This is a genomic window from Vibrio sp. S9_S30 (genome assembly GCF_014694455.1).
GTDB lineage: Bacteria > Pseudomonadota > Gammaproteobacteria > Enterobacterales > Vibrionaceae > Vibrio.
This window is the reverse complement of the sequence record NZ_JAAUWT010000038.1, coordinates 1-12,246: the sequence shown is the minus strand read 5'-3', so window position 1 is coordinate 12,246 and position 12,246 is coordinate 1. Positions and strand designations below refer to the sequence as shown.

General features: G+C 44.9%; 14 protein-coding genes, 4 tRNA genes and 1 pseudogene. 14 read left to right on the top strand and 5 right to left on the bottom strand.

Going from position 1 to position 12,246, the window contains the following annotated elements; translation table 11 throughout:
- A pseudogene (locus tag HC752_RS25515) lies at positions 1–114 on the top strand (IS982 family transposase); the annotation flags it as partial.
- A 118-nt stretch (positions 115–232) separates the two neighbouring features.
- Here HC752_RS25515 and HC752_RS23045 read toward each other — a convergent pair.
- Together HC752_RS23045 and HC752_RS23040 are read right to left on the bottom strand one after the other, a co-directional pair.
- Entirely contained in the window at positions 233–1,339 is a 1,107-nt protein-coding gene (locus HC752_RS23045; protein ID WP_190337543.1) for a PilT/PilU family type 4a pilus ATPase, read from the bottom strand.
- An 8-nt stretch (positions 1,340–1,347) separates the two neighbouring features.
- Positions 1,348–2,385 (bottom strand): type IV pilus twitching motility protein PilT, encoded by a 1,038-nt coding sequence (locus HC752_RS23040; RefSeq protein ID WP_190337542.1) that lies wholly within the window; start codon positions 2,383–2,385, stop codon positions 1,348–1,350.
- A 23-nt stretch (positions 2,386–2,408) separates the two neighbouring features.
- On the opposite strand from HC752_RS23040, the gene HC752_RS23035 reads away from it, so the two are divergent.
- From HC752_RS23035 to HC752_RS23025, 3 genes are all read left to right on the top strand, one after another.
- Positions 2,409–3,119: a YggS family pyridoxal phosphate-dependent enzyme gene (locus HC752_RS23035; RefSeq protein WP_190337541.1), complete on the top strand. Its 711-nt coding sequence runs from the start codon at positions 2,409–2,411 to the stop codon at positions 3,117–3,119.
- Between the two features lie 63 nt (positions 3,120–3,182).
- Complete coding sequence (proC, locus tag HC752_RS23030) at positions 3,183–4,001, top strand: pyrroline-5-carboxylate reductase (RefSeq protein WP_190337540.1); 819 nt, start codon at positions 3,183–3,185, stop codon at positions 3,999–4,001.
- A gap of 28 nt (positions 4,002–4,029) precedes the next feature.
- Complete coding sequence (locus HC752_RS23025; RefSeq protein ID WP_190337539.1) at positions 4,030–4,587, top strand: YggT family protein; 558 nt, start codon at positions 4,030–4,032, stop codon at positions 4,585–4,587.
- Positions 4,588–4,651: 64 nt separating this feature from the next.
- On the opposite strand, the gene HC752_RS23020 is transcribed toward HC752_RS23025, so the two are convergent.
- Together HC752_RS23020 and HC752_RS23015 are read right to left on the bottom strand one after the other, a co-directional pair.
- Positions 4,652–5,098 carry a hypothetical protein gene (locus HC752_RS23020; protein WP_190337538.1) on the bottom strand — a complete coding sequence of 149 codons (447 nt, stop codon included), beginning with the start codon at positions 5,096–5,098 and terminating at the stop codon, positions 4,652–4,654.
- 50 nt (positions 5,099–5,148) lie between these two features.
- The gene (locus tag HC752_RS23015; protein WP_190337537.1) at positions 5,149–5,427 is read right to left on the bottom strand and encodes a hypothetical protein; all 279 of its coding nucleotides are present in this window, start codon (positions 5,425–5,427) and stop codon (positions 5,149–5,151) included.
- 342 nt (positions 5,428–5,769) lie between these two features.
- On the opposite strand from HC752_RS23015, the gene HC752_RS23010 reads away from it, so the two are divergent.
- The 3 genes from HC752_RS23010 to hemW all read left to right on the top strand — a co-directional run bounded on the left by HC752_RS23010 (position 5,770) and on the right by hemW (position 8,074).
- Positions 5,770–6,201 (top strand): DUF4426 domain-containing protein, encoded by a 432-nt coding sequence (locus tag HC752_RS23010; RefSeq protein WP_190337536.1) that lies wholly within the window; start codon positions 5,770–5,772, stop codon positions 6,199–6,201.
- Between the two features lie 91 nt (positions 6,202–6,292).
- Positions 6,293–6,892, top strand: coding sequence for an XTP/dITP diphosphatase (locus HC752_RS23005; protein WP_190337535.1), 600 nt, complete (start codon positions 6,293–6,295; stop codon positions 6,890–6,892).
- Between the two features lie 6 nt (positions 6,893–6,898).
- Entirely contained in the window at positions 6,899–8,074 is a 1,176-nt protein-coding gene (hemW, locus tag HC752_RS23000) for a radical SAM family heme chaperone HemW (protein WP_190337534.1), read from the top strand.
- 38 nt (positions 8,075–8,112) lie between these two features.
- Here hemW and trmB read toward each other — a convergent pair whose 3' ends face one another.
- Entirely contained in the window at positions 8,113–8,832 is a 720-nt protein-coding gene (gene trmB / locus HC752_RS22995; protein WP_190337533.1) for a tRNA (guanosine(46)-N7)-methyltransferase TrmB, read from the bottom strand.
- Between the two features lie 189 nt (positions 8,833–9,021).
- Between trmB and mutY the strand changes: the two genes are divergently transcribed.
- From mutY to HC752_RS22960, 7 genes are all read left to right on the top strand, one after another.
- Positions 9,022–10,074, top strand: a complete 1,053-nt coding sequence (gene mutY / locus HC752_RS22990; protein WP_190337532.1) for an A/G-specific adenine glycosylase — start codon at positions 9,022–9,024, stop codon at positions 10,072–10,074.
- A 9-nt stretch (positions 10,075–10,083) separates the two neighbouring features.
- Positions 10,084–10,356, top strand: a complete 273-nt coding sequence (locus HC752_RS22985; protein WP_190337531.1) for an oxidative damage protection protein — start codon at positions 10,084–10,086, stop codon at positions 10,354–10,356.
- Positions 10,357–10,440: 84 nt separating this feature from the next.
- Positions 10,441–11,577, top strand: coding sequence for a membrane-bound lytic murein transglycosylase MltC (gene mltC / locus HC752_RS22980; RefSeq protein ID WP_190337530.1), 1,137 nt, complete (start codon positions 10,441–10,443; stop codon positions 11,575–11,577).
- Positions 11,578–11,689: 112 nt separating this feature from the next.
- Positions 11,690–11,765: transfer RNA gene (locus tag HC752_RS22975), tRNA-Phe, on the top strand.
- 57 nt (positions 11,766–11,822) lie between these two features.
- Positions 11,823–11,898: transfer RNA gene (locus HC752_RS22970), tRNA-Thr, on the top strand.
- 7 nt (positions 11,899–11,905) lie between these two features.
- Positions 11,906–11,981 (top strand) — tRNA-Phe (locus HC752_RS22965).
- A 38-nt stretch (positions 11,982–12,019) separates the two neighbouring features.
- Positions 12,020–12,095 (top strand) — tRNA-Asn (locus HC752_RS22960).
- Positions 12,096–12,246: the final 151 nt, after the last annotated feature.

Genomic DNA, 12,246 nt, shown 5'->3' with positions numbered 1-12,246 from the left:
TTGAATCTATTGGGAGGATTGATAGCCTATTGCCTGAAAGATGAGAAGCCCCACTTAGATCTAACAGCTCAAGAGCTTGAGCTGTTAGAAAGTAATGGCATCACGACGGCTTAACCAGATCTGAGGTAACTTAGTTCCAGAGGACAAATCCAGCCTCAACGTGGCATAAGAATGAAGAAGGGAAGACATCATCGTCTTCCCTTCTTATTTTTACATCCAACTTTAAACACCATCAATTCATGTCGATCTTTACACCATCCAATGCGCCACCAGAAAAGTCGCCTCCCCGCTTGGTTTTCAGCATTAACCTTAAATCGTTCGCGGAATCAGCACTGTGCATGGCATCTTGCTCGGTAATCTTGTCGGCGACCACCAGCTCATACAAGCTTTGATCAAAGGTTTTCATACCCGACTCATTCGATTTAGCCATGGTTGCTTTTAGCTCATGCAATTCACCGCGCCGAATAAGATCAGACACCCTAGGTGTATTCAATAAGATCTCAAATACACCATGACGTCCTTGCCCTTTTTTATCCCGAATCAACTGCTGCGCGATCACTCCTCGAAGGTTCATAGAAAGATCGAACAAGAATTGCTCTTTTTGTTCTTTAGGCACCAAATGAAGAATGCGCTCTAGCGCTTGGTTGGCATTATTGGCATGCAATGTTGCCATGCACAAATGCCCTGTCTCAGCAAAGGTCATGGCGTATTGCATGGTTTCTCTTGAGCGGATTTCACCAATCAAGATCATGTCCGGTGCCTGACGAAGTGAATTTTTCAGCGCAATTTCATAGGAGTCAGTATCCAACCCAACCTCTCGCTGGGTAATGATGCACTTGTTGTGTTCATGGACAAACTCAATGGGGTCTTCAACCGTTAAGATATGCCCCGTGCGGTTCTGATTACGAAACCCCGTCATTGCTGCCATAGTGGTCGACTTGCCTGATCCTGTCGCCCCCACCACCAGCACCAAACCGCGTTTAGCAATCGACAAATCTTGTAAGGTGTCCGGCAATCGAAGATCGCCAAACGTTGGAATTTGAGTTTCTATGCGGCGTATCACCGCACCGGGTAATTCACGCTGGAAAAAGGCACTGACCCTAAACCGACCGACCTCTCGAACAATCGCAAAGTTAGACTCTTTGCTTTTACGGTACTCACTTTGACGATCCTCATCCATCATACTGTCGAGCATCAAAAAAGTTTGCGCTTCCGTAAGAGGCTCCCCTAGCGGCTGTAATTCCCCATGGACTCGCAGCAAAACAGGTGCACCAACAGTAATGTAAATATCCGATGCCTTCTGAGCCACCATTTCAGATAAAACTGAGTTCAATTCCATGGCGTCACCTAATAGCCGAAGGCATCGGATTCAAGCTTGATCCGAGCTTCGTCTGCATCCACCACACCCTGAGCAATCAGCAGCTTGGCATGTTGCTCTGTTGTTTGCATGCCCATCGCCCCACCCGTTTGAATCACGGAGTACATTTGCGCAACTTTGTCTTCACGGATAAGGTTGCGAATCGCTGGCGTCGCTAACATGATTTCGTGGCACGCAGCACGCCCTCCCCCCAAGCGCTTCAACAACTTCTGTGAAATGACCGCACGTAAAGACTCGGAGAGCATCGAACGCACCATATCTTTATCCGTACCGGGAAACACATCAATGATTCGGTCGACGGTTTTCGCGGCGCTACTGGTGTGCAATGTACCAAATACGAGGTGACCGGTTTCCGCTGCCGTCAATGCCAAACTGATGGTTTCCTTATCTCGAAGTTCCCCGACTAGAATCACATCCGGGTCCTCACGCAAGGCACTTCGAAGTGCGGCGTTAAAACTGTGCGTGTCGCGGTGCACTTCACGCTGGTTGATCAAACATTTGTTGCTTTGATGTACAAATTCGATCGGATCTTCAATCGTCAATATGTGCTTATTGTGATTACGATTGATGTGATCCACCATGGCTGCTAGCGTCGTTGACTTACCTGAGCCTGTTGGTCCAGTGACCAGAACAAGCCCCTTTTCGTAATTGGAGATTTGGGTAAAAATATCAGGGGCATCAAGCTGTTCTAAGCTAGGTACTGCTGTAGGGATCGTACGGAACACCGCAGAGCAGCCACGAGATTGGTTAAAGGCATTAACACGAAAGCGCCCGACATTTGGCAACTCGAAAGAGAAATCGGTTTCCAGCTTTTCTTCAAATTCAGCTCGTTGCGCATCGTTCATGATTTCAAAGACCAATCGATGGACATCGGCGTGAGTAAAAGCAGGTACACCTAACTTACGCACATCGCCATCAACGCGAACCATTGGAGGAACACCAGCAGAAAGATGTAGATCTGACGCATTATGCTTTACACTAAAATCCAGTAACTCAGCGATATCCATAACAATCCTTAATTAAGTCAATTATGTGTAGTATTCAACAAAACATTCAGCAGATCACCGCACAAATTCGCAGTCTCGAAGAAAAGTGTGGTAGAGCTTCAGGCTCGGTGCAACTTTTAGCCGTCAGTAAAACAAAACCCAACGCGGCCATTGCCGATGCGCTCAAGGCAGGTCAAGTGGCATTTGGGGAGAACTACGTTCAAGAAGGCGTTGATAAAGTCCAGTATTTTTCCGAACACTATAGCGACAATGCCATTGAATGGCACTTTATTGGCCCAATACAGTCCAATAAAACTCGACCTATCGCAGAAAACTTTGCATGGGTGCATTCGGTCGATAGGGCGAAAATCGCTCAGCGTCTCAACGACCAGCGTCCAGCAGATATGCCAGCATTGAATATACTGATTCAAGTGAACACCAGTGGCGAAACGTCCAAGTCAGGCATCAACGAAGCGGAGCTATTTGAACTGGCTGCATTGATAAATGACCTACCCAACCTCACATTAAGAGGGTTAATGTCCATTCCTGCACACGTCAGCAGTTACGAATCTCAGTTGACCGCATTTAACCAACTTGCTGGTCTAAAAGACAAACTCGCAGAGAAGTACCCAGAAGTGGATGTGCTCTCAATGGGCATGAGCGGTGACATGGAAGCGGCTGTAGAAGCAGGCAGCACCATGGTGCGAATCGGCACCGCGATTTTCGGGGCTCGGGATTACAATAACAAGCCATAGCAGAGTTTAAGCCATCAAGAAGATGGCTTCTTATCGCGAATTTACATTTAGGATCTTTTGAACATGGAACACAAAAGTATTGCGTTCATCGGAACAGGCAACATGGCACGCTCCATCATCGCAGGTTTGGTTGCCAGTGGTTATCCTTCGACGCTCATCACCGCCACGGCTCGAACGGAGTCTAAACTTGCGGCGCTGGAAGACCAATACAAAATCAACACCACAACCGACAATGCTGCCGCTACTCAACATGCCGATGTCGTCGTATTGGCCGTGAAACCTCAGATGATGGCAGATGTGTGCGCAAAGCTCCAAGGCATCGATTATAGTAGCAAGTTGATTATTTCCATTGCTGCGGGTATTTCTGCATTGAGACTTGAAGACATGCTGGACGCAAAACTGAACTTAGTCAGAGTTATGCCCAACACCCCTTCTCTCGTCGGAAAAGGAATGAGTGGACTTTTTGCACTACCCTCAGTTTCGGAAGAAAACAAGACATTCGCTTTTGATCTCATGGGATCGGTTGGCGAAGCCTGCTGGGTTGAAACCGAATCTGGCATTAACAGCATTATCGCCGCAGCTGGCAGTGCACCTGCGTACTTTTTCTTGTTTATGGAAGCCATGCAAACGGAAGCGATGGCGCAAGGGTTTGATAAAGAAACCGCAAGATTACTGGTACAGCAGTCTGCAATAGGCGCTGCACAAATGGTGGTAACTAACCCAAATATTGAACTGAGCACATTGCGTGAACAAGTCACCTCAAAAGGTGGGACCACCGCTGAGGCTCTGCGCACATTTAACGAACACCAATTGACTGACATAGTCTCCAAAGCGATGAAAGCTGCTGTAGCTCGCGCAGAAGAAATGGAAAAACAACTCTAACAACTGATTTTTAAAATAAGGGTAAAGAATGAATTCTCTAAATTTTCTGGTTTCAACCTTATTTGACCTCTACATCATGGTGGTCATTTTGCGCTTATGGCTACAAATGGCGCGTGCGGATTTCTACAATCCGTTTTCACAGTTTATCGTTAAAGCCACTCAGCCTATCGTCGCGCCTTTACGCAGAATGATCCCATCAATTGGGAGTGTTGATATGGCAACACTGCTTTTTGCCTACCTGCTTTGCGTTCTTAAGTACGTTACGATTGTCGCCATATCAACCAATGGGAACTTTGCGTTTGGCGCAGAGTTTCTCTACCTAGGCGCTCTATCCCTAGTGAAAGCGGCGGGTGGGCTACTGTTCTGGGTTCTACTGATTCGCGCAATCCTAAGCTGGGTAAGCCAAGGTCGAAGCCCAATCGAGTACGTATTCCATCAATTAACCGAACCCATGTTAGCGCCAATTCGTCGTATTCTTCCTGAAATGGGTGGCTTCGACTTAAGTGTACTGGTTCTGTTTATTGTGTTGCAGTTCGCCAATATCATGATGGGTGACGTCATTGGGAACATCTGGTTCCGTTTATAAAAAGTACGACCTATTTAAACATGCCAAAAGCCCGGCTGAGGTTCGGGCTCTTACTTTACTAAAGTTATGGGAATAACTTGAGCTGTTCTACAACTAAATCCAAATTGAATGGTTCTGAATATTCAATTTGCAACTTGCTAATTTCTTCACTATCTAAGTGCTGAATTCTATCTCTTGCCAACTCCTCCAATGGAGTAAATTCCGTGGAAAAGATATTGAGGAGCGAGTCATTTCCATCATGAATTAGTGCTTCTCTTAAATCGCGGACTTCTTGTTCGGTACAGTGTCTGTAGTTAAAGTTATATAGATAACCTACAACAGTTTGCTGATCCTCTACTGATAGGCTATTAAACCATGGGGAAACGGGGAAAGGTCTATTATTTTTACTCGCTAGGTTTGTACATTCCTCGTATCTATCATCCCACTTTTTTAGCGCCTCTACGCTGTTCGTATTTGATGCGCACCCTGCCAACAAAAAAGTCATGGCAAGTAAACTATTTTGCAACTTCACTGACACACCTCCAGAATTCCCTTTCTTTACCGTACGTGAAAATTTATTGCTTAGTAAGCAACTTTGAATATCTGCCCTCGAACTATAGGTGACGTTGCCCGTAACGTCTTAGCAAAAATTTCCCAATGATACTCTCGAATTGAAATGGCGGATTCGACGGCAGTATTTGTAATACTTGAGCTAGCAAAAATCTGAAATAACAGAATGGCAGACACGGCAGTACTAAATAGTTGACCTTTTTTCATAATATCCCTGACACTAGCTACAGCTTCTTTACTTTTAACACTAAGCCTCATTCCATGAATTTCACAATAACCTAATTTTTCCATATACTCCCTTAACTCTTTGTTATCTAAATACTTAAGGTATCCACAATAAATAGCTGTGACTTAGATTACTCATTCTATTTCTTACATGTAAATACTCAATAATCTATCTGACAGCATAATTATTGATAACAGCCGCTTTAGCGCCAAACATTGGTCTATATAAATCAGTTTTAGGCGGTAAAACAATACGTTTTATTTGTATTTGATATATCACCAGAGTGCAAAATTAAGGATGTTGGAAGATTTAAAAACTGAACTATGGGTAACATATCAATATTCTCAATAAGTTCTCTAGGTAAAATTATATTGACGCCAAACCACCTAATATTAGAGGAAACAATCATGAGCAAATGGCTAACCATCTTGTTGACCCTGTGCCTAATCGCACCAGTCACCGCTGGTCAATTCAAAACCATCAAAAATATCGAAGTCCACTACTCCGCCTTTAATACGACATTTCTTACGCCCAAAATAGCAAGGCAATACAACCTCAGCCGCAACGGATATTCCGCATTGCTGAATATCAGTGTGTTAGATGACTCCAAAATAGGCAAACCTGCCATCACAGCCCAAATCACAGGTTATGCTAAAAATTTGTTAGGGCAAATGCGTGAGCTGACATTTAGAGAAGTCAAAGAAGGCTCAGCCATCTATTACTTAGCCGAGTTTCCAATCACCCATGAAGAAACCCTTACTTTCACAGTAGAAGTGGATGCGGGCTTATCTGGAAAGGGACCATTACGATTTACTCAAAAATTCTACGTTGAAGAGTAATTTGGACGACAAAAAGAAGAGTAATGGAGTCTCGCGGCTTAAAAGTGATATCCTTGCGCCGCTTCCAATCTTACTGACAGGAAACCTCATAATGAACAAATTGGTATTGGCGACCGGCAATCAGGGCAAAGTGAAAGAAATGGCAGCCCTACTGTCTGAATTCGGTTTCGATGTATTAGCACAAAGCGAATTCAATGTTTCCGCAGTGGCTGAAACGGGCACAACATTTATTGAAAATGCCATCATCAAAGCCCGACACGCAGCAAAAGAAACGGGGCTTCCCGCCATTGCTGACGACTCAGGTCTTGAGGTGGACTACCTTAAAGGCGCACCGGGTATCTACTCTGCCCGCTACGCGGGCGAAGACGCGTCTGACCAAGAGAACCTAGAAAAACTCTTACAAGCGATGACAGACGTACCAGAAGATCAGCGAACTGCGCGCTTTCACTGTGTATTGGTCTTAATGCGCCATGAGAACGATCCAACCCCTATTGTGTGCCACGGTAAATGGGAAGGAAAAATACTAACGCAAGCACACGGTGAGAATGGCTTTGGCTACGATCCTATTTTCTACGTACCGGAAGATAAGTGCGCGTCCGCCGAGTTAGATCCCATTCGCAAAAAACAGCTTTCTCATCGCGGAAAAGCCCTAAGCCAACTGTTTGATCAGCTTAAGCAACAAGGCATTTAACGTTTTATGCTCACACCACCCGCGTTAAGCCTGTATGTACATATCCCTTGGTGTGTACAGAAATGCCCCTACTGTGATTTCAATTCGCATGCACTCAAAACGGATATCCCAGAAGCGGAGTACATTGCGGCGCTACTGGAAGATCTCGATACAGACATTGAGCGGTACAAGATCAATGACAACCCAAGACTACTGCATTCGATCTTTATTGGGGGCGGCACCCCTAGCTTGATTTCGGCAGAGGGTATCTCAGATTTACTCCGAGGCATTGAGCACCGACTCCCTTTTAAACCGGATATCGAAATTACGATGGAAGCCAATCCGGGGAGTATTGAAGCCGAGCGTTTTGTTGGATATCGAAAAGCAGGCGTCACTCGAATATCGATTGGCGTACAAAGCTTCGAACAGGAAAAACTGGAACGACTTGGCCGTATTCATGGCAAAGAAGAAGCCGTCAATGCTGCGAAGCTGGCGCATAAAATTGGGCTAAACAGCTTTAATCTCGATCTCATGCACGGCTTACCGGATCAAAGCATAGAACAGGCTCTCAGCGACCTAGAGAAAGCGATAGCGTTAAGTCCCCCGCATTTATCTTGGTATCAGCTGACCATAGAACCCAATACCCTGTTCTATTACAAACCGCCGACACTACCAGATGACGATGATTTGTGGGACATCTTCGACTTAGGGCACCAAAAGTTGACCGATGCAGGCTATGTCCAATACGAAATCTCTGGCTACAGTAAACTGGGATACCAATGCCAGCATAACTTGAACTACTGGCGTTTTGGCGACTACCTAGGCATTGGCTGTGGTTCACACGGAAAAATCAGTTTTGCCGACGGCCGAATCCTTCGCACCACCAAAGTTAAGCATCCGCGTGGTTACTTGGCGGCGTATCAGAACATGGTTAAACCGTATCTCGACAAAGAGCATGAAGTCCCACCGGAAGACAGACCGTTCGAGTTCTTTATGAATCGCTTTCGCTTGCTTGAAGCATGCCCAAAAAAAGATTTCATCGAAATGACAGGAATGGCGCTATCAACGATTCAAGGCACCATTAACCATGCGTTAGAACTCGGTTACTTATCTGAAACAGACTCTCATTGGCAAGTCAGCGAAAAAGGAAAGCTATTTCTTAACGATTTGCTGGAAGCCTTTATGGCAGAGGAAGGCGAATAAGGCAGGACACCCCTGCCTTATATTGGATGATTTGTACGCTAGCTTACACGCTTGAATTTAATATCCCAGACACCATGCCCCAAACGGTGACCTCTCGCCTCAAATTTCGTTAAAGGACGGTCTTCAGGTCTTGGCACAAAATCGCCCTCTTCAGCGATATTTGTGTAGCCAGGCGCTTCATTCATGATTTCAATCATATGTTCGGCGTAATTCTCCCAGTCCGTCGCCATATGAAAGACACCCTCTTCCAACTTCAGCTTTTGGCGAACCATTTCAGCAAAATCAAGCTGAACAATGCGACGCTTATGATGACGCTTTTTATGCCAAGGATCTGGGAAGAAAAGTTGAAGTGTCGTTATGCTGCTATCTGGGATCATATGAGCAAACACTTCCACTGCATCGTGACACATCACACGCAAGTTAGTAATGCCAGCTTCACGTGCGGCGGCAAGACACGCGCCTACCCCCGGGCTATGAACTTCTATACCAATGAAGTTTTTCTCTGGTGCATTGTTTGCCATTTCAACCAATGAGGCACCCATTCCGAAACCAATTTCCAGAACCACAGGGTTGTCATTACCAAATACCTCTTTCCAATCAAGAAGCTGCGGTTGATAGTCGATACCCATTGTCGGCCAGCATTCATTCATCGCATTTTCCTGACCTTTGGTAAGACGCCCTTCACGACGTACAAAACTGCGAACTTTGCGTACCAGTTTGCCGTCTTCAGTGTATTCGTTAGTGGTCACTTCACTCATTGATTATCGCCTGCGCATTAATTGATCAAAGCGGGGATTATCCAAAGAATTGGCGCGGGTGCAAGTGTTATTCGAAGAAAAAAACCTTGGTCATTTCACTCACTATCTCCACACACTTTGTCGGTTTTACATCCGGTCCTAAATGTGGTGCAATTTTACCCTTAATAAAAACAAAAAGCAGAGCAGGTCGTGACCCCATTCGCAAAGGCAATTTTAACTTGGTATGACGCCTACGGGCGGAAAAGCCTACCATGGCAACAAAACAAAACCGCGTACTCAGTTTGGCTGTCTGAGATCATGCTACAACAAACTCAAGTCGCCACCGTCATTCCCTACTATGAGCGTTTTCTTAACCGATTCCCCACGGTGACGGATCTCGCCAATGCCGACCAAGACGAAGTACTGCATCTATGGACAGGGCTCGGCTATTACGCCAGAGCAAGAAACCTACATAAAGCAGCAAAAGAAGTGGCTGAAAAGTACCAAGGTGAATTTCCACAAGACCTAGCAAGCATGAATTCGCTTCCAGGGGTTGGACGTTCTACCGCTGCAGCCATACTTTCTTCTGTTTACAAACTACCTCACGCCATTCTAGACGGTAACGTAAAGCGTACATTAGCCCGCAGCTTTGCTATTGAAGGTTGGCCAGGACAAAAAAAGGTCGAGAGTCAGCTTTGGAAGGTTGCTGAACTGCACACGCCCAGCACCGATGTGGACAAATACAATCAAGCCATGATGGATATGGGTGCCATGATTTGCACACGAAGCAAACCAAAATGCACGTTATGCCCTGTATCGACCATGTGTGAAAGCCATAAAAATGGAAATCCACTCGATTACCCAGGTAAAAAGCCGAAAAAAGAAAAGCCCATTAAAGAGACTTGGTTTGCTTTGCTTTATCACGATAACCACATATGGTTGGAACAAAGACCGCAAAGTGGTATTTGGGGTGGGCTATTTTGCTTTCCTCAAAAAGAAGACCATGAGCTGGCAACAGAGTTAGACAAACGTTCGATTGCACAATCAGCTATAGATGAAGAAAAAACGCTCATTGCGTTTCGCCATACCTTCAGCCATTACCATTTAGATATCACGCCCGTTTTGTTCAAACTGTCTAAACGACCGAATATGGTAATGGAAGGAACGAAAGGTCTCTGGTATAACTTGTCACAACCTGAAGAAATTGGCTTGGCTGCGCCTGTAAAGCAGTTAATTGAAAGCCTACCCTTTGAAATAAATTAAGGAGTCATTATGAGCCGCACTGTTTTTTGTGCTCGATTAAAGAAAGACGGAGAAGGATTGGATTTTCAACTTTATCCCGGTGAGCTGGGCAAGCGTATATTTGATACTATTTCGAAAGAAGCGTGGGGGATGTGGCAACACAAGCAAACCATGCTTATCAATGAAAAAAAGTTGAACATGATGGATCCAGAGCATCGTAAAGAGCTAGAAAGAGAAATGGTCAATTTCTTGTTTGAAGGTAAAGACGTCGTGATCGATGGTTACACGCCACCGAGTGAATGATCACTTAAACGCAAACCTACCTTTACCTTTATCCCGTAAAAAGACATCATTACTTTTAATTACGGTGTCTTTTTCGGGAAAACAATGAAGAAACTGCTCTACTTTTGCGCTGCTTTATTCCTTATGGGGTGCAGCCGTGAATTCATCGAAAATATTTATCAAGTAGATTACGAACCCACCAATCGATTCGCTAAGAACCTCGCTGAGCTCCCTGGTCAATTCCAAAAAGACATGGCTGCACTCGATGCACTGATGAACAGCTTCTCCATCAATATTGAAAAGAAATGGGGTAAGGCTGAAATTCGAGTTGCGGGAAAAAGCAATTATGTCAAATACATAGATAACTATCAAAGCCGAGCAGAAGTCGACTTTGCAAAAGGTACCGTCACCATTAGCACGATTTCTTCTACTGAACCGAAAAAACACCTGAAAACGGCCATTGTCACCACACTACTCACACCCGATGATCCGGCAAATGTCGATTTGTATTCGTCTTCCAGTATCAAACTCGAAGGCAGACCCTTTCTTTATCAACAAGTCGTAGACCAAGACAAAAAAGCGATTCAATGGAGCTGGCGTGCTAGCCGTTTTGCGGATTACCTCATTGCTACCCAATTAAAATCCCGAACCATTGATTTCAAAAAATCCTATTACGTTGAAATACCAATGGTGAAAGATCACTTTGAACGCCGTAGCTATAAGTACGCCGACATCGTACAAAAAGCTTCACGCAAATATGATATTCCTGAAGATCTGATTTACGCCATTATCAAAACCGAAAGTAGTTTCAACCCATACGCCGTTAGCTGGGCAAACGCTTACGGGTTAATGCAGGTTGTCCCAAAAACAGCGGGACGCGATGTCTTTAAACTCGTCAAAAATAAATCAGGGCAACCCTCTCCGGAATACCTATTTGATCCCGAGAAAAATATCGATACGGGTACCGCTTACTTCTACATTCTTAAGAATCGCTACTTAAAGAATGTGAAGCACCCTACCTCTTTAGAATACAGCATGATTTCCGCCTACAACGGTGGAACAGGGGGGGTGTTAAATACATTCAACCGAAACGATAGAAAACGCGCCATGAGGGACTTAAATGCCCTCCAACCGAATCAAGTTTATTGGGCACTCACCCAAAAACACCCGAACAGCGAAGCACGTCGTTATCTGGAAAAAGTGACTAAATTCAAGCGCGACTTCAATTCCACCAAGAATTAAGTGTTGAAACTCGGGCGTATCGTTTACTTTCTCAACAAAAACGCACTTTTTTGATTTTTTTTCAAAAAAAAGTTGACGGTAAGGATGAAAATCCGTTTAATAGCGCTCCGTCGCCCGGATAGCTCAGTCGGTAGAGCAGAGGATTGAAAATCCTCGTGTCGGTGGTTCGATTCCGCCTCCGGGCACCACAATTTGATTGTTGGTGTCTGAATTAGACGTCAGCAAGTTAGCAAAGAATACAGTGTGCCGACTTAGCTCAGTAGGTAGAGCAACTGACTTGTAATCAGTAGGTCACCAGTTCGATTCCGGTAGTCGGCACCATTCTTTTGCCTCGATAGCTCAGTCGGTAGAGCAGAGGATTGAAAATCCTCGTGTCGGTGGTTCGATTCCGCCTCGAGGCACCATTATTTAGTGTTGATCTTAATGAGATAACACGAATAATTCCCCCTTAGTTCAGTTGGTAGAACGGCGGACTGTTAATCCGTATGTCGCAGGTTCGAGTCCCGCAGGGGGAGCCACTTTCAAAAAGCCAAGTCGAAAGACTTAATGCCGATCGTTTAAGACTCTTGAACGATCCTTAATAGTCTTCATAATCGGTCCCAGATATGTATCTGGGACCGATTTTTTATGTCTGAATTTTCTTTAGAACTTCAAGCTACTGCTGAATTT